The sequence below is a fragment of the Jannaschia halovivens genome (assembly GCF_046452375.1).
GTDB classification, from domain to species: domain Bacteria; phylum Pseudomonadota; class Alphaproteobacteria; order Rhodobacterales; family Rhodobacteraceae; genus Jannaschia; species Jannaschia halovivens.
This window is the reverse complement of the sequence record NZ_JBKFDJ010000002.1, coordinates 800,434-824,835: the sequence shown is the minus strand read 5'-3', so window position 1 is coordinate 824,835 and position 24,402 is coordinate 800,434. Positions and strand designations below refer to the sequence as shown.

25 protein-coding genes are annotated in these 24,402 nt (G+C 69.3%); 12 read left to right on the top strand and 13 right to left on the bottom strand.

What is annotated here, in order from left to right; translation table 11 throughout:
• Positions 1-117: 117 nt before the first annotated feature.
• Positions 118-1,269, bottom strand: coding sequence for a TIGR03862 family flavoprotein (locus tag ACK8OR_RS17625; RefSeq protein ID WP_410190687.1), 1,152 nt, complete (start codon positions 1,267-1,269; stop codon positions 118-120).
• A gap of 10 nt (positions 1,270-1,279) precedes the next feature.
• Between ACK8OR_RS17625 and ACK8OR_RS17620 the strand changes: the two genes are divergently transcribed.
• Positions 1,280-1,624, top strand: a complete 345-nt coding sequence (locus tag ACK8OR_RS17620; RefSeq protein WP_410190707.1) for an HNH endonuclease — start codon at positions 1,280-1,282, stop codon at positions 1,622-1,624.
• On the opposite strand, the gene msrA is transcribed toward ACK8OR_RS17620, so the two are convergent.
• From msrA to ACK8OR_RS17600, 4 genes are all read right to left on the bottom strand, one after another.
• Positions 1,621-2,244, bottom strand: coding sequence for a peptide-methionine (S)-S-oxide reductase MsrA (gene msrA / locus ACK8OR_RS17615; RefSeq protein ID WP_410190686.1), 624 nt, complete (start codon positions 2,242-2,244; stop codon positions 1,621-1,623). The genes ACK8OR_RS17620 and msrA overlap by 4 nt on opposite strands.
• Before the next feature lie 57 nt (positions 2,245-2,301).
• On the bottom strand, positions 2,302-3,333 hold the full coding sequence (locus ACK8OR_RS17610; protein WP_410190685.1) for an AbrB family transcriptional regulator: 1,032 nt from the start codon (positions 3,331-3,333) through the stop codon (positions 2,302-2,304).
• A 64-nt stretch (positions 3,334-3,397) separates the two neighbouring features.
• Positions 3,398-4,621: an argininosuccinate synthase gene (locus tag ACK8OR_RS17605; protein WP_410190684.1), complete on the bottom strand. Its 1,224-nt coding sequence runs from the start codon at positions 4,619-4,621 to the stop codon at positions 3,398-3,400.
• 91 nt (positions 4,622-4,712) lie between these two features.
• Positions 4,713-5,156: a PRC-barrel domain-containing protein gene (locus ACK8OR_RS17600; protein WP_410190683.1), complete on the bottom strand. Its 444-nt coding sequence runs from the start codon at positions 5,154-5,156 to the stop codon at positions 4,713-4,715.
• A 143-nt stretch (positions 5,157-5,299) separates the two neighbouring features.
• On the opposite strand from ACK8OR_RS17600, the gene ACK8OR_RS17595 reads away from it, so the two are divergent.
• Both ACK8OR_RS17595 and ilvA read left to right on the top strand, forming a co-directional pair.
• Entirely contained in the window at positions 5,300-6,058 is a 759-nt protein-coding gene (locus ACK8OR_RS17595) for a hypothetical protein (RefSeq protein ID WP_410190682.1), read from the top strand.
• Positions 6,051-7,295, top strand: a complete 1,245-nt coding sequence (gene ilvA / locus ACK8OR_RS17590; protein ID WP_410190681.1) for a threonine ammonia-lyase IlvA — start codon at positions 6,051-6,053, stop codon at positions 7,293-7,295. The genes ACK8OR_RS17595 and ilvA overlap by 8 nt, the downstream gene beginning before the upstream one ends.
• A gap of 4 nt (positions 7,296-7,299) precedes the next feature.
• On the opposite strand, the gene ACK8OR_RS17585 is transcribed toward ilvA, so the two are convergent.
• The gene (locus ACK8OR_RS17585; protein WP_410190680.1) at positions 7,300-7,617 is read right to left on the bottom strand and encodes a hypothetical protein; all 318 of its coding nucleotides are present in this window, start codon (positions 7,615-7,617) and stop codon (positions 7,300-7,302) included.
• A 128-nt stretch (positions 7,618-7,745) separates the two neighbouring features.
• On the opposite strand from ACK8OR_RS17585, the gene ACK8OR_RS17580 reads away from it, so the two are divergent.
• The gene (locus ACK8OR_RS17580; protein ID WP_410190679.1) at positions 7,746-9,029 is read left to right on the top strand and encodes a PP2C family protein-serine/threonine phosphatase; all 1,284 of its coding nucleotides are present in this window, start codon (positions 7,746-7,748) and stop codon (positions 9,027-9,029) included.
• On the opposite strand, the gene ACK8OR_RS17575 is transcribed toward ACK8OR_RS17580, so the two are convergent.
• On the bottom strand, positions 9,026-9,475 hold the full coding sequence (locus ACK8OR_RS17575; RefSeq protein WP_410190678.1) for an NUDIX domain-containing protein: 450 nt from the start codon (positions 9,473-9,475) through the stop codon (positions 9,026-9,028). The two genes, ACK8OR_RS17580 and ACK8OR_RS17575, sit on opposite strands and share 4 nt — an antisense overlap.
• A 173-nt stretch (positions 9,476-9,648) precedes the next feature.
• Here ACK8OR_RS17575 and hslO point away from each other — a divergent pair, with 173 nt between their 5' ends.
• The 8 genes from hslO to ACK8OR_RS17535 are packed head-to-tail and all read left to right on the top strand — an operon-like array spanning position 9,649 to position 18,888.
• On the top strand, positions 9,649-10,668 hold the full coding sequence (gene hslO, locus ACK8OR_RS17570; protein WP_410190677.1) for an Hsp33 family molecular chaperone HslO: 1,020 nt from the start codon (positions 9,649-9,651) through the stop codon (positions 10,666-10,668).
• Positions 10,655-11,260 (top strand): NUDIX hydrolase, encoded by a 606-nt coding sequence (locus tag ACK8OR_RS17565; RefSeq protein ID WP_410190676.1) that lies wholly within the window; start codon positions 10,655-10,657, stop codon positions 11,258-11,260. The genes hslO and ACK8OR_RS17565 overlap by 14 nt, the downstream gene beginning before the upstream one ends.
• Positions 11,244-12,383, top strand: coding sequence for a CCA tRNA nucleotidyltransferase (locus ACK8OR_RS17560; RefSeq protein ID WP_410190675.1), 1,140 nt, complete (start codon positions 11,244-11,246; stop codon positions 12,381-12,383). The genes ACK8OR_RS17565 and ACK8OR_RS17560 overlap by 17 nt, the downstream gene beginning before the upstream one ends.
• Before the next feature lie 55 nt (positions 12,384-12,438).
• A complete protein-coding gene (locus tag ACK8OR_RS17555) occupies positions 12,439-13,020 on the top strand; it encodes a LysE family translocator (RefSeq protein ID WP_410190674.1) in 582 nt (193 codons plus the stop codon).
• Between the two features lie 37 nt (positions 13,021-13,057).
• Positions 13,058-14,917, top strand: coding sequence for an ABC transporter ATP-binding protein (locus ACK8OR_RS17550; protein WP_410190673.1), 1,860 nt, complete (start codon positions 13,058-13,060; stop codon positions 14,915-14,917).
• Complete coding sequence (locus ACK8OR_RS17545) at positions 14,914-16,761, top strand: ABC transporter ATP-binding protein (RefSeq protein WP_410190672.1); 1,848 nt, start codon at positions 14,914-14,916, stop codon at positions 16,759-16,761. Before ACK8OR_RS17550 ends, ACK8OR_RS17545 begins: the two co-directional genes overlap by 4 nt.
• A gap of 40 nt (positions 16,762-16,801) precedes the next feature.
• On the top strand, positions 16,802-18,016 hold the full coding sequence (locus ACK8OR_RS17540; RefSeq protein ID WP_410190671.1) for a class I SAM-dependent RNA methyltransferase: 1,215 nt from the start codon (positions 16,802-16,804) through the stop codon (positions 18,014-18,016).
• On the top strand, positions 18,013-18,888 hold the full coding sequence (locus ACK8OR_RS17535; protein WP_410190670.1) for an ion transporter: 876 nt from the start codon (positions 18,013-18,015) through the stop codon (positions 18,886-18,888). The genes ACK8OR_RS17540 and ACK8OR_RS17535 overlap by 4 nt, the downstream gene beginning before the upstream one ends.
• Here ACK8OR_RS17535 and ACK8OR_RS17530 read toward each other — a convergent pair.
• The 6 genes from ACK8OR_RS17530 to ACK8OR_RS17505 all read right to left on the bottom strand — a co-directional run bounded on the left by ACK8OR_RS17530 (position 18,771) and on the right by ACK8OR_RS17505 (position 24,387).
• Entirely contained in the window at positions 18,771-19,520 is a 750-nt protein-coding gene (locus tag ACK8OR_RS17530; protein ID WP_410190669.1) for a sugar transferase, read from the bottom strand. The genes ACK8OR_RS17535 and ACK8OR_RS17530 overlap by 118 nt on opposite strands.
• A complete protein-coding gene (locus tag ACK8OR_RS17525) occupies positions 19,517-20,338 on the bottom strand; it encodes an NAD-dependent epimerase/dehydratase family protein (RefSeq protein WP_410190668.1) in 822 nt (273 codons plus the stop codon). The genes ACK8OR_RS17530 and ACK8OR_RS17525 overlap by 4 nt, the downstream gene beginning before the upstream one ends.
• Positions 20,339-20,419: 81 nt before the next feature.
• Positions 20,420-22,348 carry a 1-deoxy-D-xylulose-5-phosphate synthase gene (gene dxs, locus ACK8OR_RS17520; protein ID WP_410190667.1) on the bottom strand — a complete coding sequence of 643 codons (1,929 nt, stop codon included), beginning with the start codon at positions 22,346-22,348 and terminating at the stop codon, positions 20,420-20,422.
• A gap of 10 nt (positions 22,349-22,358) precedes the next feature.
• Positions 22,359-23,228, bottom strand: a complete 870-nt coding sequence (locus ACK8OR_RS17515) for a polyprenyl synthetase family protein (RefSeq protein WP_410190666.1) — start codon at positions 23,226-23,228, stop codon at positions 22,359-22,361.
• On the bottom strand, positions 23,225-23,467 hold the full coding sequence (locus ACK8OR_RS17510; RefSeq protein WP_410190665.1) for an exodeoxyribonuclease VII small subunit: 243 nt from the start codon (positions 23,465-23,467) through the stop codon (positions 23,225-23,227). Before ACK8OR_RS17510 ends, ACK8OR_RS17515 begins: the two co-directional genes overlap by 4 nt.
• A complete protein-coding gene (locus ACK8OR_RS17505) occupies positions 23,464-24,387 on the bottom strand; it encodes a histone deacetylase family protein (protein WP_410190664.1) in 924 nt (307 codons plus the stop codon). The genes ACK8OR_RS17510 and ACK8OR_RS17505 overlap by 4 nt, the downstream gene beginning before the upstream one ends.
• Between the last annotated feature and the right edge of the window lie 15 nt (positions 24,388-24,402).

The window sequence follows — 24,402 nt, the reverse complement described above, 5'->3', positions numbered from 1 at the left end:
GGGGGGGCGCCCGGGGGGGGGGGGGGCCCGGGCCGGGGGGGGGGGGCCCCCCCGGGGGGGCCCCCCCCGCCGGGGCTCCGCCCCGGACCCCGGCATATTTGCGGAACATCGAAGGGGTCAGACGCGCATGACGTAGCGGGCCGCCGCGGCCCCGGCCCATCGCCCCGTCGCGAGGCAGGCGGTCAGAAGGTGGCCGCCGGTCGGGGCCTCCCAATCCAGCATCTCGCCGCAGGCGAAGGTGCCGGGCCTCGAGGTCATCATCAGGTCGGCGTCCAGCGCGTCCCAGCGCAGCCCCCCGGCGGTTGAGATCGCCTGGTCCATGTCGCGCGGACCGATCAGAGGCACCGGCAGCGCCTTCAGCAGGGGCGCGAGATCCGCGGGCACCGGACGGCCCCATTCCTGCACCAGCGCGATCTGCACCGGGTCGAGCCCCAGCTTGCGAAGCCGGTTCGGCAGGCTGGCTTTCGGCGTCCGGGCCAGCCGGTCGCGCAGATCGGCGACCGTCAGGTCGGGCTTGAGATCGAGGGCGAGCGGCGCGCCGTCCCGCAGGCGCGGCGTCAGCGGATAGAGCCCGCCGCCCTCGAGCCCTTCGGTCGAGAGCGTGACCTCGCCGCGATGCGCGGTGCCGTCCACGATCAGGGCCGCGTTCTTGACGGGTTTCCCGAAATGCCGGGTCATGTGCGCGCTCCAGGCCACGCGGAACCCGACATTGGACGGCGCGAAGGGGGCCACGATCCCGTCCAGCCCCGGCAGGTCAGCCCAGGCCCTGTCAGACCCGAGGCGCCGCCACGATGCACCGCCCAAGGCGAGGATCGTGGCGTCCGGCGTGATGAGGCGATCCCCGATCCGAAGCGCGTCGCCCGCCCATCCGGTCCAACGGGCGCGCGTCTCGAGCGTCACGCCCAGATCTGCGAGGCGGGCGAGCCAGGCGCGCAGAAGCGGCGAGGCTTTCATGGCCGTCGGGAAGACGCGGCCCGTCGAGCCGATGAAGGAGGGCTGCCCCAGCCCGTCCATCCAGTCGCGGATCTCGGCCGGCCCGAAGGCCGCGAGCATCGGGGCCAGCTCGTCGGTGCCGAACGTGTCGGGCGGGCCGTCATGGGTGATGTTCAGGCCGGATTTGCCCGCCATGAGAAGCTTGCGGGCCGGGCTTGGCATGTGGTCGTGGATCGTGACGCGCGCACCCGCGCGGGCTGCGACCTCGGCGGCGGCGAGGCCTGCGGGCCCCGCGCCGATGATCGAGATGCTTGCCGGATATGCGCCGCGCTCCATCCTCGGGGCCATGGCGCAGCGCGTTCCCGAAGGCAATGAGATCGATCCCCAGACGGGGCTGCCGCTCTGCGCGCTCTGCGGCCGCGTGATCCCGGCCGAGGCGCGCCAGAGCCTGCATCACCTCGTCCCGAAGCTGCGCGGCGGCAAGGGCGGGGTGGTCGTGCTGGTGCACCAGATCTGTCACAACGAGATCCATGCCAGCGCGTCCGAGGCGGAGTTGGCGCGGCTCTGGAATACCCCCGAGGCGCTGCGGCGGCACCCACGGTTGGCCGCGTTCGTCCAGTGGGTCCGCGCCCGCCCGCCCGGCTTTCATTCCAAGACACCCGGCGCGCGGCGCGGCGGGCGGCGGCGCTAGGGCAGGAACGGCGCGTCGTCGCCCCAGAGGGCGCGGACCCTCTGATCGCGGCCGCAGCGGTCGCGGTAGCGCTTGTACGCGGTGGCCTTGGTGACGGCGACGCCGACCGACGTGATCCCGAGGCGGTCGTCGGACTTGTAGTAGTCCTGATGATAGTCATCGACCGGGTAGAAGGTCCCGGCGGGAATGATCTTGGTGGCCACCGGCTGGCCCAGTTCGGCCTCGGCTTCGGCGAGGGCTGCGCGGGCGATGGCGTCCTCCTCGGGTGTCGCGGGGAAGATGGCCGACGTGTATTCGAGGCCGCGATCGCAGAACTGCCCGCCCGCATCCAGCGGGTCGATCGAGCGCAGGAAGAGCGAGACGAGCGTCGCGTAATCGACCGTGGCGGGGTCGTAGGGGATCTCGACCGCCTCGATATGGTCGCCCGAGCGGCGATAGACCGGGCTGGCCGTCGAGCCGCCGGTAAAGCCCGAAATGACGTCGCCTACGCCAGGGACGCGCTCGAAATCGGATTCGACGCACCAGAAACAGCCGCCCGCGAAGGTGGCTGTCGCGGCGGGCGCGAGGGTGGGGGTCAGGCAGGCGAGGGCGAGGGCGAAGGCCGGGGCGATGCGTGTCATGAGATCTCCTTGCCGCGACAAACGCGCGTTGGCCAAACACGTTTCATCACGCGCGCGTCAGGGGGCGTCGCGGTCCAGCCAGCGGAACACGAGCGGTGCGCAGGTGATGACGAGCACGATCCGCATCAGGTGGTGCAGGATGACATAGGCCACGTCGGCGCCCGCGACGATCGCCATCACCGCCATCTCGGCCTGGCCGCCGGGCGAAAAGGCGAGGATCGCCTCGAGCGGCGGGGCAAGGCCGAGGAGGTAGACGACCTCGGCGAAGGCGGCGGCGATGGCCGCGAGGATCAGCGCATGCCCGAGCCCCGCCACGAGGAAACGGCGCACCTCGGCCAGCGTGATGCCCGAATATTTCACCCCAACGACCATGCCGATGAAGAATTGCGCGGCCTGGATCGCCTCGGCGGGCGGTCGCTGTTCGATGATGCCCGCGAGGGCCAGCGCCCCCGCGAGGATCATCGGACCGAGGATCGACGCCCCGAAAAGCCCGATCCGCTTGGCCACGCGCCAGCCGACCAGCCCCGCGGCGGCCATCAGCGCAAGCTGGGTCGGTGCCACCGTCGAGAGCGGGGCGCCGGGCGCCGTCGTCAGGTCGATGTCGTAGGCGATGACGAGGATCGCGGGCACGATGGTCACGATCAGGAGGACGCGGGTCGCGTGCAGAAGCGAGAGCGCGCGGGGGTCGCCGCCCGCCTCCTCGCCGAACAGCAGCATGTCCTGCAGCCCGCCGGGCATGGCCGCATAGAAGGCGGTCGCCCGGTCGAAGCGGCAGATGCGATGAAGATAGGGATAGCCCGCAAGCCCCGCCGCCAGCAGAAAGAGCGGCGCGAGCATCAGGCTGAGCGCCATGGCGGGAAGCTGGCCGATCAGCGCGGGCGACAGCGAGGCACCGACCGCGACCCCCAGAACGGTGCGCATCGTGTCGGTCAGCGGCGCCCAGGAGACGAGACGCATCCCGGCCAGGGCGGCGAAGAGGCAGGCGAAGAGCGGGCCCAACAAAAACGGAAGCGGGAGGCCGGCCCAGGCAAAGACCACGACGCCCAAAGCGCATATCGCCGTCGTCAGGGCGAGGCGCGCGACGCTCACCACCGCGTGCCGAATTCCTGGAAGAATTCGATCCAATTCCTCGGGAGGAATTGGCCCCGCACGTTCAGCGGCCGCCGACCCGCTTGTTGCGGTTCGCCACGAGCTTCAGCCGCAGCGCGTTGAGGTGGATGAACCCCTTGGCGTCGCGCTGATCGTAGGCGCCCGCGTCCTCCTCGAAGGTGACATGTGCTTCAGAATAAAGCGAATGGTCCGACCAGCGGGCGACGGTGCGCGCCGAGCCCTTGTAGAGCTTGAGGCGGACGGTGCCGGTCACATGCTCCTGGCTCTTGTCGATCAGGGCCTGCAGCATCTCGCGCTCGGGCGAGAACCAGAAGCCGTTATAGATCAGCTCGGCATAGCGCGGCATGATGCTGTCCTTCAGGTGCCCCGCGCCCGCATCGAGCGTGATCTGTTCGATCCCGCGATGCGCCTCGAGGAGGATCGTGCCGCCGGGCGTCTCGTAGATGCCGCGGGATTTCATCCCGACGAAACGGTTCTCGACGAGGTCGAGAATGCCGATGCCATGCGCGCCGCCCAGTTCGTTGAGCTTCGTCAGGATCGCGGCCGGGGACATCGCCACGCCGTCGATCGACACGGGATCGCCGCGCTCGAAGCCGATCTCGACCATCTGCGCCTCGTCCGGCGCGTCCTCGGGACGGGTCGTGCGCTGGAGGACGTAGTCGGGCGCCTCCTCCGCCGGATCCTCCAGCACCTTGCCCTCGGACGAGGTGTGCAGAAGGTTCGCGTCCACGCTGAACGGCGCCTCGCCGCGCTTGTCCTTTGCGATGGGAATCTGGTGCTTCTCGGCGAAATCGATGAGCTTGGTGCGGCTCGACAGGTCCCAGAGCCGCCAAGGCGCGATGACCTTGATGTCGGGGTTGAGCGCATAGGCCGCCAGTTCGAAGCGGACCTGGTCGTTGCCCTTGCCCGTCGCGCCGTGTGCGACCGCATCGGCCCCCTCGGCAGCGGCGATCTCGACCAGGCGCTTGGAGATGAGCGGCCGGGCGATGGACGTGCCGAGCAGGTAGAGCCCTTCGTAAAGGGCGTTGGCGCGGAACATCGGGAAGACGAAATCGCGGGTGAATTCCTCGCGCAGGTCCTCGATATGGATCGAGGTTGCGCCCATCATCTCGGCCTTGGCGCGCGCCGGCTCCAGCTCCTCCCCCTGGCCCAGATCGGCGGTGAAGGTGACGACCTCGCAGCCGTATTCGGTCTGGAGCCACTTGAGGATGATCGAGGTGTCCAGCCCGCCGGAATAGGCGAGCACGACTTTCTTGGGCGCGTCCATGGGTGTCTCCGAATGCCTTTGGCTTTCGGGTATGCCCCTTGCGCAGAAGCTTCAAGGGAAAGGCGGGGACGGATGCGCCCCCGCCGGGGCGTCACTCGGCCGGTGTTCGGACCAGTTCGGGCGCGTCTTCCAGCATCCCTTCGGACATGGTCACGCCAAGGAAGTACTCGCCCGGATCGTCGTCCTCGCGCACGCCGCGCAGCGCGGACCAGTCCAGCGCCACCTCGCGCTCGCCCAGCCCGAGGAAGCCGCCGACGTCGATCACGACCGCCTGCAGAGAGCCGTCGACGCCGATGATCAGATCACCGATCTCGCCGATATCGTCCCAGTCGGCGACGGTTCCGGCGGGCAGCGCGGCGGTCGGGTCGATCTCGCCGTCGGTGGCGTGCACCCGCGTCCCGATCAGGGTCGTGGCAAGATAGCTCTGGCCGTATTCCAGCGTCGTGACCGAAAACGGCGCGGCGGCGTGGCCGTCGGCGAGGGCGGCGGTGCCGGTCAGGGCGAGGGTCGCGAGCGATGTCCGAAGCAGTTTCATTGCAGGTTCTCCGTGGGTTGGCAGGCCGATGGCCCAAGGCGGGACCTAGCGCGCGGTGCCGGGCGGTCGATCCGCAGCCGCGTTGACGCAGGCGAGGGCCGCGCGTAGCGGTGACGCGACGGTGATCTGACGGAGTGGACGCGATGCTGGGCTGGAAGCTGTTCCTGCGGGCGGTGAACCTCATCCTCGACAATCTGGGCACCGCGCTGCGGCTGACGGCGCTGCCCTACGGCCTGGCCGCGATCGCGTCGATCTGGGTCGCCACCGGCTGGCCGGAATTCGTCGGACAGGTCACCTTCGATCCAAGCGATCCCTTGCCGGGCGATTTCGCGACCGCGAAGCTGATCGAATTCGGCTTCGTCGTCCTTGCCTATCTCTGGGTCGCGGTGGCGTGGCACCGCTTCGTCCTGCTGGGCGAGGACGGGCGCGGCTGGGTGCCGCCGATCCATGGCGGGCTGATGCTCGGCTATCTGGGCCGCTCGCTGCTCGTGGGTATCGCGACGGTCGCGATCGTCGCAGCCATCGCGACGATGCTGTCAGTGCTCCTGCTGCCCATCTTCGGGACGAGCGTCGGCGCACCGATCAGCGCGGTCGCGCTCTTTGTGGCGATGCTGTCGTTCTACCGGTTGGGCGTCGTGCTGCCGGCCGGGGCCGTGGGCAAGCGCATGACCTTCGGCGAGGCGATGCGCGCGACGGCGGGCCATTCGGGCACCGCGGTCGTCCTCGCCCTCGTCACGGTCGCCTTCTCGTTCCTGCTGCAACTGCCGGCCGTGATCGACGGCGGCGGGGGGCTGATCTCGGTCATCTACCAGCTCGTCGTACAATGGATCGGGCTGATGTTCGGGGTGGGGACGCTGACCGCGCTCTATGGCGTCGTGGTCGAGGGCCGGCCCGTTGACTGATTTCGCCGAACGCGCGCGGGCCGCGACGGCGGCAATGCGCGACGTTTTCCCGCCGACGCCCTGTCAGCGCAACGACTATCTCTCGGACCGGTTCGGCGCCGATATCTGGCTCAAGCGCGAGGATCTGACTCCCGTCCGATCCTACAAGCTTCGCGGCGCGTTCAACGCGATGCGCAAGCTGGGCGGCGTGCGCGTCGCCTGCGCCAGTGCGGGAAACCACGCGCAGGGTGTCGCGTGGATGTGCCGCCATCTGGGCGTCGACGGCGTGATCTTCATGCCGGTCACGACGCCGGGCCAGAAGATCGACAAGACCCGCCTTTTCGGGGGCGACCGGGTCGAGATCCGGCTCGTCGGGGATTTCTTCGATGACACATTGGCGGCGGCCAAGGCGTTCTGCGCCGAGGATGGCGCGCATTTCCTGTCGCCTTTCGACGACGACGACGTGATCGAGGGACAGGCCGCGGTCGCCGTCGAAATGATTGAACAGATGGACGTTTTGCCCGACCTGATCGTGTCCCCTGTGGGCGGCGGCGGCCTGACGGCGGGGATGCTCTCCTATCTGCGCGCGGTCGGGCGCGGGCTGGAGACCGTGCCCGAGATGCGGCTGGTGGAGCCGCGCGGCGGCGCAAGCCTGACGGCGGCGCTGGCGGCCGGGCACCCCGTGACGCTGGACCGGCTCGACAACTTCGTCGATGGCGCGGCGGTGGCGCGGATCGGCGACCGCACCTTCGCGCATCTGAGCCAGGTCCCCGAGCGGCATGTGCTGCGCGTGCCCGAAAACCGTCTCTGCATCACGATCCAGGAGCTTCTGAACACCGAAGGTATCGTTCTGGAACCGGCGGGCGCGCTTTCGGTGGATGCGCTGCGCGACCTCGGACCCGAGATCGAGGGGCGGCGGGTCGTCTGCGTCACGACCGGGGGCAATTTCGACTTCGAGCGTCTTCCTGACGTCAAGGAGCGCGCGATGCGCTTCGCCGGGACCAAGAAATACTACGTCTTGCGGATGCCGCAGCGTCCCGGCGCGCTGCGCGACTTCCTCGACATCCTCGGGCCGCGGGACGACATCGCGCGGTTCGAATATCTCAAGAAGTCGGCGCGGAATTTCGGCACGGTCCTGATCGGGATCGAGACCGACACCCCCGCCGCCTTCGAGCGGCTGGAGGGCGAGATGGAGGCGATCGGCTTCGTCTGGCGCGACCTGAGCGAGGACCCGATGCTGGGCGAACTGGTCATCTGAGGCATCAGGCGGCGATGGCCGGGTGCCCCAGGGCCGCGCGGGTCTCGTCGAGCGCGGTGGCCAGCGGCCCCGCCGTCGCCGCCCGCAAGGGGGCCGCGACCGCGGCCGCCGCATCTGCGGCTTCAGCGAACCCGGTCAGACCGATATTCAGCGCCCCGCTGCGCAGGAAATGCGTCGCGCGCGCATGGGCATCATCGGCCAGGCCCCCCGCGATCTCGGCAATCGCATCCTCCGCCTCGCCGAGGAACAGGGCGACGATGAATGTCAGGTCGTCCGCGCCGATCTCGGCCTCAAGTTCGGATATTCGGTCGGTGTCGATCATCTTCGATACTTAAGGTGCACGACCTTTACCGGCCCTTAACAGCGGTCGTCAAAACGCGCTGCATTCGAACGTTCACCCCGCCTTAACGTCCGCCCGCTAGGCCGGTCGGGATTGCTCGAACGGACGCCATGCGACAGATCGCCGATCTCGAACCGACCACTGCGCATGCGCGGATCCGCGTGCTGGTGGTGGATGACAGCGCGTCGCAGCGTGCGCTCCTGTCGCGCATCCTCGCGGGGCTGGACCTCGACGTGGTGACGGCGCCGGATGCGGGCTGCGCACTCCACATCCTGATGTCGGACGAGGCGGCGGAGATCCGCATGATCCTCAGCGACTGGCAGATGCCGGGCATGGACGGGCCAGATCTCTGCCGCGCGGTGCGCGAACTGGCGCGCGATCGCTATGCCTATTTCATTCTGATGACATCTGAAACCAACCGCGGCATGAAGGCCCGCGGACTGGAGGCCGGGGCCGACGATTTCGTCACCCGCCCCGTCGACATCGCCGAGCTTCGCGCGCGCATCACGACCGGTCGGCGCATCCTGCGGATGCAGGAGGAACTGCTTGTCCGCAACCGGGAGGTGCGGTCGGCGCTCGACGACCTGCAGGCGCTGCATGACGGGATTCAGCGCGACCTGGCCGAGGCGCGCAAGTTGCAGCGCGCGTTCCTTGCGCCGCGCCACCACACGGTCGACGGCGCCGAGCTCAGCCTCAGGCTCGTGACCTCCGGCCAGATCGGCGGCGACCTCGTGGGGCATTTCGCGATCGACGCGACACGTATCGGGCTGATCTCGATCGACGTCTCGGGGCACGGGATCGCATCGGCCCTTCTGACCGGACGGCTGGCGGGGCTGTTCTCGTGGCGCTCGCGCTGGCGTAACATCGCCTTTCCCGATCCCAACGGTCCTCCCGCCTCGCCCGAGGTGGTAATGGACACACTCAACGAGTTCATGCTGCAGGAACTGACATCGGACATCTATTTCACCGCCGTCCTCGCCTATGTCGACCTTCGCACCGGGCGGGTGCGTCTGTGCCAGGCCGGGCATCCCCACCCGCTTATCCGCCGGGCCGACGGTCGCGTCGAGCGCGTCGGCACCGGCGGGCCTCCGGTCGGCCTGATCCCCGGCGCGACCTTCGAACGCATCGAGGCGCGGCTGGCGCCGGGAGATTCGTTTCTCGCCTATTCGGACGGACTGACGGAATGCGTCGATGCCGACGGCCGGATGCTCGACGAAGAGGGGCTGATGGGGATCCTGGCGGAGGTGTCGGGGCCGACCGAGGACGGGGTCGAACGGGTAACCGACGGGCTCAACGCCCATGCCGGCGGCGTGGCGTTCGACGACGATATTTCCATGCTTCTCCTGCGCTTCGACGGGGCGGCGGCGGGGGCGGGGACCGGTCTCGCGGCCTAGCCTGCCCCGGACAGGACGCGACGCAGGATCGCGGCGCTTCCGGGGGCAGGCAGCCGCGCCACGGCCGTGTCCGGCGTCATCCATACCGCGCGGTGCCCCGCTTCCGTGGGCGGCCCGGGCCGCAGGCCCGGTTGGCAGAGATAGACCGCACAGACCTTCTCGGCGTGGATTCGGTATTCCGGCATCCAATTGAACTGTCGAAAGACGCCAACGCGGCGCAGGACGCGGCAGGTGTGGCCCGTCTCCTCCAGCACCTCGCGGGCGAGCGCGGGCAGCGGGGCCTCGCCCGGATCGATGCCGCCGCCGGGCAATTGAAGGTCGGGGCCGTCATCGGTTGCCTGTTCGGTCAGCAGGATGCGCCCCGCATCGAGCAGGATCGCGTAGGCGCCGGGCCTGCGGCGATACCGGATGCCGAGGCGGGGCGGTGGGCCGAAGATCGGGATCATGCGTCCCTCTAGCCCGCCGCGGGGGCCGCGCCAATCGCCGCAAGTCGGACACCGAACGGGCGCCCCTGCCGCGCCCGACTTGCGTCCGTGGCAAGGTTTCCTATCTAGGGCGCGACCATTGCCGCCCCGCCGCCTGCCATGGCATTCGGGGCCGCGAACGGAAGGATTCCGACATGACCGACGCCACGACCCTTCTCTGGGACGATACCGTGCTGCCGTTCCAGCTCGATGCCAGCGACATTCGCGGCCGCATCGCCCGTCTCGACGGCGTACTCGAGCGCGTGCTCGAACAGCACGACTATCCGCCCGCCATCGAATCGCTCGTGGCCGAGATGGCGACGCTGACCGCGCTGATCGGCCAGACGATCAAGCTGCGCTGGAAGCTGTCGCTGCAAGTCCGCGGCGACGGACCCGCGCGCCTGATCGCCACGGATTACTACGGCCCGACCGAGGATGGCGCGCCTGCGCGCATCCGCGCCTATGCCAGCTATGACCAGGAGCGGCAGGCCGAGATGACGCTGGCCGGGGCGACGCCGTTCGAGCTGATCGGCAAGGGGTATTTTGCGATATTGATCGACCAGGGGCCCGACATGGCGCCCTATCAGGGGATCACACCGATCGCCGGGGGCAGCCTCGCGTCCTGTGCCGAGACCTATTTTGCGCAATCCGAGCAGATTCCGACGCGGTTCGCTCTGGCCCATGGCCGCTCGACGCTGGCGGGCGGACCCGAGCAGTGGCGCGCCGGCGGCGTGATGCTGCAGCACATGCCCAAGGCGGGCATGTCGGTCACCGGCGAGGGCGGCACGGGCGAAGGCGGGCTGATGGCCGCGTCCGACGTGCTCGACGCCGATGCGGGCGAAAACTGGAACCGCGTCAACATCCTCCTCGACACGACCGAGGAACTGGAGCTGATCGGGCCGACCGTCGCGCCGACCGACCTTCTGGTGCGGCTGTTCCACGACGAGGGGCCGCGCGTCTTCGACCCGCAGCCGGTTCGCTTCGGGTGTTCCTGCTCGGCCGACAAGGTGCGCCAGTCGCTGTCGATCTATTCGGCACGCGACATCGGTCACATGACGACCGACGAGGGTATCGTCACGGCCGATTGCCAGTTCTGCGGCGCGCATTACGAGTTCCGGCCCGAGACGCTGGGCTTCGAGGCGACCGCGACCGAAGATGCCGATGACGCTCGATGAGATCGCGGCGGCGCTGGCCCGACCGGCGCCGCCGCGACCCGCGGGATCCTCGGATTTCGATCTGAACCCGGATGTAATCTTGCCGGGCGGGCGTGTCCTGCGGGATGCGGCCGTGCTGATCGGCCTGTCGGAGGGACCGTCGGGCCTGCGTGTCCTGCTGACCAAGCGGTCCTCGCGGCTGCGCCACCATCCGGGGCAGATCGCGTTTCCGGGCGGCAAGCTGGAGACGGGCGAGACCCCCGAGAGCGCGGCCCTGCGCGAGGCGCACGAGGAAGTCGGCCTGCCCGAGGGCGCCGCGCGCATTCTCGCGCGCCTGCCCTGCCACGAGACGGTGACGGGGTTTACCGTGACGCCCGTTCTTGCCCATGTCGCGCCATTCGATCCGGTGCCCGAGCCGGGCGAGGTGGCCGAGATCTTCGACGTGCCTTTGGCGCATGTGCTTGATCCCGACCGCTACGTGGTCGAAAAGCGCCGTTGGCGCGGGGAGTGGCGCCGCTACTACGCCGTGCCCTATGGTCCCTATTACATCTGGGGGGCGACCGCCCGGATCCTGCGCGGACTGGCGGAGCGGATGGGTGAAGATCGAGGATGACTGGCTGACGGCCGCGACCACGCAGGCGGTCATGGCGATGCTGGACGATGCGGGCTTCCGCGCGTTGGCGGTTGGCGGCTGCGTGCGCAACGCGCTTCTGGGTGCGCCGGTGTCGGATATCGACATCGCAACCGACGCGCACCCCAAACGGGTGGTGGAGCTTGCCGAAGGTGCAGGGTTGAAGCCGGTTCCGACGGGCATGGCACACGGCACCGTCACCGTCGTCGCGGATGGTATCCCGCACGAGATCACGACCTTCCGGCGCGACGTCGAGACCCATGGTCGCCACGCGACCGTCGCCTTCTCGGACGATGTCGCCGAGGACGCGGCGCGGCGCGATTTCACGATGAACGCGCTCTATGCGGACGCCGCGGGTCACGTGATCGACCCGCTGGGCGGGCTGTCGGACCTTCGGGCGCGGCATGTCCGCTTCATCGGAACGCCCGCCGACCGGATCACCGAAGACTATCTCCGCATTCTGCGCTTCTTCCGCTTCACCGCCTGGTACGGCGACCCCGCGCTCGGTCTCGATGCCGAGGGTCTGGCCGCCTGCGCTGCGCATGCCGAGGGTCTGGAGCGGCTTAGCGCAGAACGGATCGGGCACGAGATGCGTCGCCTGCTGGCCGCGCCCGATCCGGCCCTTGCCGTCGCGGCGATGGCGCAGGCTGGCATCCTCGCGCGGGTTCTGCCGGGGGCCGACGCGACGGCGCTCGGCCCGGCGGTGCATCACGGCGCGTCGGACTGGATCGCGCGACTGGCGGCGCTCGGTGGCGACGCGTCGGGCTTGCGCCTCTCGAAGCTGGAGGCGCGGCAGCTGGACGAGATCGCGACCGCCGCGCGCGACGGCACGGTGCCCTTCGCGCTGGGCGATGCTTTGGGCGCGCGGGCAGCCGATGCGCTTCGGGTGAGGGCGGCCCTGATGGGCGCACCGCTGGATACGCGCAACCTCGAAGCGGCGGCGCGGGGGGCGGCCGCGCGGTTCCCATTGGCCGCAAAGGACCTGATGCCGGACCTGTCGGGACCGGATCTCGGCGCGGCGTTGGCCCGCGCACGCACGCTCTGGCGGGCCAGCGAGGGACGTCTCGACCGCGGGGCGCTGAAGGCGCGGCTCCTCGAAGAATAGCGCTTCGCGCAGTCGGCGCTTGACCGCGGAGGCTCGCGCGGGGCACGCCCGGCCGATGATCGACCCGCTCTATCTCTTCGTGTTCTTCGGGCTCTTCACGCCCGGCCCCAACGTCATCCTGCTGACCGCGTCGGGTGCGCGGTTCGGCTTCGGTCCGACGCTGCCGCACGTACTGGGTGTCGCGTTCGGCGTGGGCGTGACCTCAGCACTGACGGCGTTGGGCGTAGGCGCGGTGCTCCTGGCGCTACCGGCCCTCAAGCTGACCCTGCAGGTGCTGGCGGTGGCGTGGATCCTCTGGATGGCGTGGAAACTCCTGCGCGCGCAGGGTGCGGCGGCGGATGGCCGCGACCGGCCCTTCACCTTCGTCGAGGCCGTGCTCTTTCAATGGGTGAACCCGAAGATCTGGATCGTCGCGCTGGCGGCCGCGTCGGGCTATGCCAGCGACCTGCCCGCCCATCTCGAGGCGCTCCGGATCGGCAGCGCGTTCAGCGGCATCAACCTGTTCGTCTGCCTGTTCTGGACCTTTGGCGGCACGCTTCTGGCCTATCTGCTGACGACACCGCTGGCCTGGCGCATCTTCACGAGCGTGATGGCGGCGGCGCTGGCCGCGTCGGGATTGATGGTCTTCGCGGCCTGAACGCCTATATGGTGCGGGCAGCCCGAAGGCCCCGCCCATGTTCCGCTACTTCGAAAATCTGGTCGATCCCTATGTGGAGCACGACGACGAAGACACGCCGCCGTCCCGGCTCTGGCCGTTCCTCGCCGTCTATTCGCGCCCCTTCGCGCGCGTTTTCGTGGTCACGGCGCTCTTCTCGGTGATCGTGGCCGCGGTCGAGATCTGGCTAATCTCCTACATGGGGCGGCTGGTCGATCTCCTGTCGGGCACGCAGCCCGCCCAGTTCCTTACCGATCACGGGTGGGAGCTGGCGCTCGTCGCGCTCTTCATCCTGGCCGTCCGGCCCGCGCTTCAGATGATCGACGTTCTGCTTCTCAACAACGCGATCCTGCCCAATTACGGCACGCTGATGCGCTGGCGGGCGCACAAGCACGTGTTGCGCCAGTCGGTCGGCTGGTTCGAGAACGATTTCGCCGGACGGATCGCCAACCGGATCATGCAGGCCCCGCCCGCAGCGGGAGAAGCGGTGTTCCAGGTGTTCGACGCCATCACCTTCGCGCTGGCCTATCTCGTCGGCGCGGCCTTCCTCCTTTGGGGGGCCGATCCACGGCTGCTGATCCCGCTGGCGATCTGGGCGGCGCTCTATGCCGTCCTCGTGCGGTGGACGGTGGCGCGAGTCGGGCCCGCGTCGAAGGCGTCGAGCGACGCGCGTTCGATGACCACGGGCCGCGTGGTCGATGCCTATACCAACATCCATTCGGTCAAGCTCTTCGCGCACGAGGGGCGCGAGCTGGACTATGCGCGCGACGCGATCGAGACGACCCGCCGGACCTTCGCGGCCGAGATGCGGATCTTCACCGTGATGGACGTGGCGCTCGTGATGCTGAACGGCCTCCTGATCGTGGGCGTCGTCGGCTGGGGCGTGATGCTCTGGGTGCAGGGCACGGCCAGCGTCGGTGTCGTCGCGGCGGCGACGGCGCTCGTCCTGCGGCTCAACGCCATGACCGGGTGGATCATGTGGGCGCTGACCTCGTTCTTTCGCTCGCTTGGCGTGGTCGAGGAGGGGATGGAGACCATAGCCCAACCGATCCGCCTGACCGACGCGGCCGGCGCGGTCCCGCTGACCGTCGCCGATGGCGCCATCGCCTTCGATGGCGTGACGCATCACTACGGCGGCGCGAAGGGCGGGATCACCGACCTGACCGTGGATGTCGCGCCGGGCGAGAAGGTCGGCGTCATCGGGCGGTCCGGCGCGGGGAAGTCGACGCTCGTGAAGCTGCTCTTGCGGTTCTACGACCCCGAACGCGGGTGCATCGCGATCGACGGACAGGACATCACTGCCGTCACGCAGGAAAGCCTGCGCCACGCAATTGGCATGGTGCAGCAGGATTCGTCGCTCCTGCATCGCTCGGTGGCCGACAACATCCGCTACGGGCGCGCCGATGCCACCATGGCCGAGATCGAGGCCGCAGCGGCCAAGGCCCAGGCACATGACTTCATCCGTGACCTCGAAGACCCCGAGGGTCGCGGCGGCTACGACGCGCAGGTCGGCGAGCGGGGCGTGAAGCTTTCGGGCGGGCAGCGGCAACGCATCGCGCTGGCCCGCGTCATCCTCAAGGACGCGCCGATCCTCGTGCTGGACGAGGCGACCAGCGCGCTCGACAGCGAGGTCGAAGCCGCGATCCAGGACACGCTCTACGGCATGATGGAGGGCAAGACCGTCATCGCCATCGCCCACCGCCTGTCGACCATCGCGGCGATGGACCGCATCCTCGTCGTCGACGATGGTCGCATCATCGAGGAAGGCACCCATGACGCCCTTCTGGCGCGCGACGGGCTCTATGCGGCGTTCTGGGCGCGGCAGTCGGGTGGCTTCATCGACACCCGCGCCGCCGACGCGACGACGGCGGCGCAATGATCGACGCGATGCTCACCCGGCTGGGCAACCTGATCGCGCCCTTCGCGCGGGCCGACGGGCCGCCGCCGACCGAGCTCTGGCCGTTCTTCCGCTGGTGCCTCGCGGGGGCATGGGGCGTTGTGGGCGTGGCCTTCGCCATCTCGGCGCTGGCCGGCGTGACCGAGATCGTGACCGCGTTCCTCCTCGGCGCCGTGATCGACAGCGCCGTAACCGGGCCGGAGGGCTATTTCGTGCGAAACGCGCTCCTCCTCGCGGGCTTCGTCGCGTTCTACCTGATGCTGCGGCCGGTGATCTTCGGCGCATCGGCGGCCATGAACGGCCTCGCCGTCTCGCCCTCGGTCTATCCGCTCGTTCAGTCGCGCCTGCATCGCTGGTCCTTGGGCCAGGCCGTGACCTTCTTCGACAACGACTTCGCGGGCCGCATCGCCACCAAGCAGATGCAGACCGCGCGCGCCGTGACCGAGGTGACGTCCGAGGTCATCAACGTCGTCGCCTTCACGCTCGCCTCGGTGGTCGGCTCGGCGCTCCTCCTCATCACGATCGACTGGCGCATCGCGCTCGCGTTGACGCTCTGGCTCGGCGGCTACGTCGTCATGTTCCGCTACTTCATGCCCCGCATCCGCAAGCGGTCGAAGGCGCGGGCCGGGGCGCGCGCCATGGTGACCGGGCAGGTGGTCGACACGATCACCAATATCAAGACGGTCAAGCTCTTCGGTCATGCCGATCACGAGGATCGCGCCGCGCTCGACGCGATGTCGACCTTGCGCGACCGGGCGATCGAGTTCGGCCGCATGTCCACCGGCTTCCGCTTCACGCTGATGGCGCTCGCGGGGGTGTTGCCCGTGGTCCTGATCGGCGGCGCGATCCTCCTCTGGCGCGCGGGCCAGGCCACTCCGGGGGAAATAGCGACAGCGGGCGCCATCGCCATCCGGCTCAGCCAGATGTCCGGCTGGGTGTCGTTCACGCTGATGGCGATGTACGCCAATATCGGCGAGGTCGAGGATGGCATGAACACGCTTACCCCGCGCTGGACCCTGACCGACAAACCGGATGCGCGGGTCTTGGACCGGGTGAGCGGCGCCATCGCGGTGCGCGACGTGACCTTTAGCTACGGGCGCGCGGATGGCGGCATCCGCGACCTGACGCTGGCCTTGCAACCGGGCGAGAAGCTGGGTGTCGTCGGCGCGTCGGGGGCGGGCAAGTCGACGCTCGTGGCACTTCTCCTGCGGCTCTACGATCCCGAGGAGGGGGCGATCACGCTGGACGGCCATGACCTCCGCGATGTCACGCAGGACAGCCTGCGCCACCAGATCGGGATGGTCACGCAGGAGACGGCGATGTTCAATCGCTCGGCCCGCGACAACATCCTCTACGGGCGTCCCGACGCCACCGATGCCGAGGTCGAGGACGCCGCCCGACGGGCCGAGGCGCATTTGTTCATCACCGGGCTGCGCGACCACAGGGGCAACACCGGCTACGACGCCTTCCTCGGCGAGCGCGGCGTCAAGCTCTCGGGGGGACAGCGGCAGCGCATCGCACTGGCCCGCGCCATCCTCAAGGACGCGCCGGTCCTCATCCTCGACGAGGCGACCAGCGCGCTCGACAGCGAGGTCGAGGCCGCGATCCAGCAGGCGCTCGACGAGGTGATGCGCGACAAGACCGTCATCGCGATCGCGCACCGCCTGTCGACGATCGCCCGGATGGACCGCATCGTCGTCATGGAGGCGGGCCGCATCGTCGAGATGGGCACCCATGGCGAACTTCTGGCCGCCGACGGCACCTATGCGACGTACTGGAGACGGCAGTCGGGCGGGTTCATCGGCGTCGAGGATGTCGCGGCCTGACGGGCTGGCCGGGACGGCGGACCTTCGGTATGGCGCGGCCATGACGCTCACCATCACCTGGCTCGGCCACCATGGCGACGGCATCGCGACCGGCGAGGACGGCCCGATCTACGTCGCGCGCAGCCTGCCGGGCGAAGTGGTGACCGGGGATGTCGAAGGCGACCGCCTGCCCGCCCCCCGGATCGTGACGCCGTCGCCCGACCGCGTATCGGCGCCCTGTCCCCATGCCAGGCGCTGCGGCGGATGCGCGGTGCAGCACGCCTCCGACGCGTTCGTCGCCACGTGGAAGGCGGATCTGGTCCGCGCTGCGCTGGCCCGCGCCGGCCTCGAGGCCGAGATCGCATCGGTCGAGACCTCGCCCCCCCGCAGTCGCCGTCGCGCGACGCTTTCGGCACGCAAGACCCGCAAGGGTGCCGAGGTCGGCTTCCATATGCGCGGCTCGGCCGAGATCGTGGCCATTCCCGATTGCCGCGTCCTGACCCCCGCCCTGTTGGAGCGTCTGCCGCAGCTCGAGGCCCTGGCCCGGATCGCGGCACCCCGCGGGGTCGAGGTCGCGTTCCAGATCACCGACACGGCCGCCGGCGTCGACCTGTCGGTAACCGGCGCCCGCGACCTCGATCACGACCTGCTGGCGGCGCTGGCCGAACAGGGGCGAGGGTTCGTACGGATCACCTGGAACGGCGAACCCGCGCTCCAGCAAGATGCACCATGGGTGGCGCTTGGACGCGCCTGCGTCACGCCGCCGCCGGGCGCGTTCCTTCAGGCGACGGCGGCGGGCGAAGCCGCCCTGACTGCGCGCATGGCGGATATCCTCCGCGGGGCGCAGCGCGTGGTGGACCTCTTCGCCGGATGCGGCACCTTCGCTTTCCCGCTGGCCGAGACGTCCGCGGTTCATGCCGTCGAGGGGGACCGCCCGGCGATCGCGGCGCTTCTGGCGGCGGCGCGTGCGACGCCGGGCCTGCGACCCGTCACCGGCGCGGTCCGCGATCTTTTTCGCGAGCCGCTGCGCCCCGACGAACTCGAAGGCTTCGACGCCGTGGTGATCGACCCGCCGCGCGCGGGGGCGGCCGCACAGATGGCGCAGATCGCCGCGTCGGGCCTGCGGCGCGTCGCGGCCGTCAGTTGCGATCCCGGCACCTTCGCCCGCGACGCGGCCACGCTCGCGAAGGCGGGGTTTCGCATGGGACCGATCACCGTGGTGGACCAGTTCCGCTGGTCACCCCATATCGAGCTGGTCACGAGTTTCGAGAGATGAACATGCGCGCCCGCCTTGCTGCCCTTCTGGACCACCCCGTCGCCCGCAACCTCGTGATCGGGGTTATCCTCCTGAACGCCGTGACCCTCGGGCTGGAGACGGTGCCTCCGGTCATGGAGGCGTTCGGGCCCGTGCTCGTCGCGATCGACACGGCGTGTCTTGCGTTCTTCGTGGTCGAGCTCGGGGCCAAGATGATCGCGCAGGGCCGGGCCTTCTGGCGGCAGGGCTGGAACCTCTTCGATTTCGTGATCGTCGGCGTGGCACTGGTGCCCGATGCCGGGCCGTTCAGCGTGCTGCGCGCCCTCCGCATCCTGCGCGTGCTGCGGATCGTGTCGGTCTTTCCGCGTCTGCGCCGCGTCGTCGAAGGGTTCGTCACGGCGCTGCCCGGAATGGCGTCGGTGTTCCTCCTGATGGGGATCATCTTCTATATCGGCGCGGTGATGGCCACGAAGCTGTTCGGGGGTGGCTGCCTCGGTCTCGGGATCGAAGGCTGCACGCCCGAACGGGATGCGCAGCTTCTGGAATGGTTCGGGCATCTGGGCGCGTCGGGTTACAGCCTGTTCCAGATCATGACGCTGGAAAGCTGGTCGATGGGCATCGTCCGGCCGGTCATGGAGGTCTATCCCCACGCCTGGGCCTTCTTCGTGCCGTTCATCATGATGACGACCTTCGCCGTGGTGAACCTGCTGGTCGGCCTGATCGTGAACTCCATGCAGGACGCCCATGCCGAGGAATCGAACGCCGCGACCGATGCCTATCGCGATGACGTGCTCGAGCGGCTGCGCGCCATCGAACGGGCGCTTGCGACGACCGAGACCGGCGAGACCGATGCCGCGATCCGCCCGAAGGATCGGCCGACAGACCGCGCATAGCGTCCCCTGTGGCGGGGTCGGATGCGGCCGGGCAGAAGCCGCATCGCCGTCCAGAGCATCAAATGCAGATCCGTGCCGAGATGCCGGTGCCGCCGGTAGAGCAGATCGAGCGCCGCCTTTCGCGGGATGGAACGGGTGACATAGACATGCTCGACCTCGGCGGCGGTCCGGCAGCGGGCGAGGTCACGCTCTTCCTGAGCGGCGTAGACGAGGCTCGCCAAACCGGTGATTCCCGGTGGGTCGGCGAGAACGCGGGCATATAGATCGGGATACATCTCGACATAGCGGCGAAGCGGCGGGCGCGGCCCAACGAACGCGATGTCGCCGCGAAGCACGTTCCAAAGCTGGGGCAACTCGTCGAGCCGCGTGCGCCGGAGCAGGCGGCCGAGCGGCGTGATGCGGTCGGACTTGTGCCCGCCGGTCACGCCCGTGTCGTGGGAATCGGGTCGCATGGTGCGGAATTTCCAGAGCGTGAACGCGGTCGCAGGGCCACGCATCCGCTCGGACCGATAGAAGACCGGCCCGTCGTTCTGACGCCAGATCAGGGCCGCGATGAGGAGCATCGGAAGCGCGAGCATCACGGCGAGAACCAGCGCGAGGCCGAAATCGAGGGCGCGCCGGGGAAGAATCATGCGGCACGCCCCGCGCAGGCCTGCCATTCGGAGACGAGGGTCGCGACGCTGCCCTGCGGCACGCGGTGGACACGCGACAGCGCACCGACATCGAGATCGACGGACGGGATCGCGTCGGGGTTGGCGGGCACCGGTCGCCAGCCGCGGCCCGCCTCGGCCAGAAGGTCGGCCATCGCGACCGTGCCGGGCGCGGCCACGTTCATGATCTCGGGGAGTGGGCCCGGATGGAGGGCGATCCGGGCGAGGACCCGCGCCAGCGTGAGCGGTCCGATATAGGAGCGGCGCGGCGTCGTGCCGTCGCTGAAGGTGCTGAGTGCGGGATGGGTGTCGTCGCGCAGGTTTCCCAGAAGCGCATCCGCGCCTGCAATGTTGCCGACGCGCAGGATCACCACATCCGGCCCATCGGGACGGGCCCGGCGCCACTGCCGCACCGCGCGCTCCATATCGACCTTCGACGCGCCGTAGGGGGCGATCGGACGGGGCGGGCGTGCCTCGCCGGCGGGGGAGTCGACGCGCCCGTAGATCGCCGCTGACGACATCAGCACGACGCGGCTCAGCCCGGCCTCGGAGGCGGCGTCGAGCGCGTCCAGCGCCGAGGTGACGTTGCCGCGGAGCGTATCGGCCGACCCGCTGGTGACCCCGGCGAGGCAGACCAGCGCGGCGCATCCCGCGAGGCGCGGGGCAAGTGCCCCGTCGGCCCGTCCGTGCCATCGCACGCTGTCGCCCCAGACCCGGCGGACCAGCCGGGCGACACGGCCCGACCGACCGGTGACGGCGATGCGCCCGGCATCGGGAAGGGGGCAAATCGGAACGGGCATCGGGCGGTCTCGCGCTGGGAATCTTCCCCACGCCTAGCCGACACGAATTTCCGAATGATTAAGCCGCGGATTGTACCGGGTTCACGCCCGCTTGCCCAACATCTCGACATCGAGAAGCGACAGCACGCGCGCCTCGATATCCTCGGCGTTGAGCCCCGCCTTGGCATACATATCGGCCGGACCACCCTGGTCGATAAATGCATCGGGAAGCACCATGGACCGGAACCGCAGACCCTGATCGAAGACGCCCTCGTCCGAGAGAAGTTGGGCGACATGGCTGCCGAATCCACCCACGGCGCCTTCCTCGATCGTGATCAGCGCCTCGTGGTCTCGGGCAAGCCCGAGGATCATCTCGCGGTCGAGCGGTTTGGCGAAGCGGGCGTCGGCGATGGTCGGATCGATGCCGCGCGCCTGCAGCCTTTCGGCCGCCTCGCGGACTTCGGTCAGCCGCGCGCCGAAGGAGAGGATCGCGACGCGCGCGCCCTCGTGGATCATGCGGCCGCGCCCGATCTCGAGCGGCTCGCCCCGTTCGGGCATCTCGACGCCGACGCCTTCGCCGCGCGGGAAGCGGAAGGCGATGGGCCCGTCGTCATGGGCGGCCGCGGTTGCGACCATGTGGCAAAGCTCCGCCTCGTCGGCGGCGGCCATGACGGTGAAATTGGGCAGGTTCGACAGGTAGGCCACGTCGAAGCTGCCGGCATGGGTCGCACCGTCGGCTCCGACCAGCCCCGCGCGGTCGATGGCGAAGCGCACAGAAAGGTTCTGAAGCGCGACGTCGTGGACCACCTGGTCGTAGCCGCGTTGCAGGAAGGTCGAATAGATCGTGCAGAAAGGCTTCATCCCCGACGCGGCGAGGCCGGCGCAAAAGGTGACGCCATGCTGCTCGGCGATGCCGACATCGAAGCAGCGGTTCGGAAAACGCTCGGCAAAGAGGTTAAGGCCTGTCCCGTCGGGCATCGCGGCGGTGATTGCGACGATGCGGTCATCGTCCTGCGCCTCGCGGATCAGGTTCTGCGCATAGACCTTGGTGTAGCTCGGTGCGTTCGAGGCGGCCTTGGCCTGCTCGCCCGTGATCATGTCGAACTTGCCGGTGGCATGACCCTTGTCGGCGCGTCCCTCGGCCGGGCGGAAGCCCTTGCCCTTCTGTGTGATGGCGTGGATCAGGATCGGCCCGGTCGCCCGTACCTTCACCGTCCGCAGGATGGCCAAGACCTGTTCGATGTCGTGGCCGTCGATGGGCCCGACATAGGAAAAGCCCAGCTCCTCGAAGAGAGTGCCGCCGACGGTCATGCCCTTGAGCATCTCCTTGGCGCGGCGCGCGCCTTCCTGGAAGGGCGGGGGCAGGAAGCCGACGGCGCCCTTGGCGGCGGCCTTGAACTCCTGGAACGGCGCGCCGGCATAGAGGCGGGAGAGGTAGGACGACATCGCGCCTACGGGCGGGGCGATCGACATCTCGTTGTCGTTCAGGATCACGATCAGCCGCTTGCCCAGATGGCCCGCGTGGTTCAGCGCCTCGTAGGCCATCCCGCCTGAAAGTGCGCCGTCGCCGATTACCGCGATGGCGTCGCCGTTGTTCGGCGCACCCAGCTCGCGACCCATCGCAAAGCCCAGCGCTGCGGAAATCGAGGTGGAGCTATGGGCCGCACCGAACGGGTCATAGGGCGACTCGCTGCGCTTGGTGAAGCCCGAGAGCCCGTCCTTCTTGCGCAGCGTCAGCATCCGGTCGCGGCGGCCGGTCAGGATCTTGTGGGGATAGCATTGGTGCGAGACGTCCCAGATCAGCTTGTCGCGCGGCGTGTCGAACACGGCATGTAGGCCGACCGTCAACTCGACCACGCCGAGACCCGCGCCCAGATGGCCGCCGGTCTGGCTGACCGCCCAGATCGTGTCGGTCCGAAGCTCGTCGGCAACCTGCCGCAACTCGCGGTCGCTCAGCCCCTTGAGGTCGGCGGGTCCGGCGATGCGGTCGAGAAGGGGGGTCGCGGGGCGGGGCCGGTCGTCGGTCGTCATAGGGTCGTCCTCAGCGGTCGCGGGTCACCACGTAGCGGGCGACGGATCTCAGCGTAGCCCCCTTTTCGGTGTAAGGCAAAAGTGACAGTTCGGCCTGTCCGACCAACCGGTCCGCCTCGGCACGGGCAGCTTCGGCACCCAGCAGCGACACGAAGGTCGCCTTGCCCGCGGCGGCGTCCTTGCGGAGCGCCTTGCCCGCGGTATCGGCATCGCCCTCGACGTCGAGGAGGTCGTCGGCAATCTGGAACGCGAGGCCGAGATGCGTCGCGAAATCGACCAGCGCGGCAGGGTCGGCCCGTCCGAGAATCGCTCCGGCCCGGCAGGGCCATTCAAGAAGGCGGCCGGTCTTGAGGCGCTGTAATTCGGTGATCTCGGCCAGGGTCAGGGGCTCGCCCGCGCTTTCGGCCGCGATGTCGAGGGCCTGCCCTCGCACCATGCCCGCAGCACCGGCATCGCGTGCCAGCGTCAGGACGAGTTCGGCGCGCACGCCCGCGTCGGGATCGGTCGCGGGATCGGCCAGCATCTCGAAGGCGAGGGTCTGGAGCGCGTCACCCGCCAGCACCGCTGTCGCCTCGTCCCACTGGCGGTGCACCGTCGGCTGCCCGCGCCGGAGGTCGTCGTCATCCATGCTGGGCAGATCGTCATGGACCAGCGAATAGGCGTGCACCGCCTCGATCGCGCAGGCGGCGCGCAGCGCGCGGTCGCGCGGCACGTCGAAGAGGCGGGCGGATTCCAGAAGCAGGATCGCGCGCAGCCGCTTGCCGCCGCGCAGGGCGTGACGCATCGCGTCGCCCACGGGGCCATCGAACGGGCGGAGCGCGGCATCCAGCGCCGCCTGAACCTCGCCTTGGGTCGTGCGCAGAACGGCGTCGAGCGTCACGAGCCGTCGGCGGGCCGGGTGCCGGTGGGGTTGCCTTGCGCATCCAGCGTGATCTGCTCGACTTTGGCCTCGGCTTCCTTCAGCTTGGTCTCGCAGCGTGCCTTCAGGGCGGCGCCGCGTTCGTAGAGCCGGATCGAATCGTCGAGCGACACGTCTCCGGAATCGAGTTGGTTCACCACCTGCTCCAACTCGGCGATCGCCTCCTCGAAGCTCATCTCGGTCACCGGTCGATCGGTCATGTTCCTGCCCTCCGCAAGACGTCCATATGAGCCGCGACCGAGGCCGCGAGCGCGTCGAGGTCATAGCCGCCCTCGAGGCAGGAGACCAGCCGCCCGCCCGCGTGGTCGCGCGCCAGATCGCAGAGCTTCTCGGTGATCCAGACGAAGTCCTCCTCGTCCCACTCGAGCTGGGCCAGTGGGTCGTCGCGATGCGCGTCGAACCCCGCCGAGACGAGGACGAGCTCGGGGTCGAACGCGGTCAGGCGGGGCCATGCCTCGTCCATGAAGCGGGCGCGGAAAACGCTGCCGTCCGAGCCGGGCGGCAGAGGGATGTTGAGGATGGTGTCGTACTCGCCGCGCTCGGATGGCTCGCCGGTGCCGGGCCAGAGCGGCGATTGGTGCGTCGACACGAAGAGTGCACGCGCCTCGGACCAAAGCAGATCCTGCGTGCCGTTGCCGTGATGGACGTCGAAATCCACGACCGCGATCCGAGTCAGGCCATGCACCTCCATCGCGTGGCGTGCGGCGATGGCGACGGTGCCGAACAGGCAGAACCCCGTGGGCTTGGCGGTCTCGGCATGGTGGCCGGGCGGGCGCATGGCGACGAGGGCGTTCGGCGCCTCGCCCGCCATGACCGCATCGACCGCGCGGCAGGCGGCGCCGACGGCCAGCCGCGCGGCGCGCAGCGTGCCGGGTGCCATGTGGGTGTCGGCGTCGAGCTGGGTCCAGCCCTGCCGCGGGGCCGCGACCACCAGCGTGTCGACATAGTCCTGCGGGTGGCAGCGGGTGATGGTTTCATCGCTCGCCTCCGTCGCGTCTTCCCGCATCAGGTCCATGTCGGCGAGCGCCCGACGGATGGCGGGCAGGCGGTCGACCTGTTCGGGATGGCCGGGCGGATTCTCGTGCGCGTCGGCGTCGTCATGGGTGATGAGCAGGGTCATGGGGTCCGAGCGTCC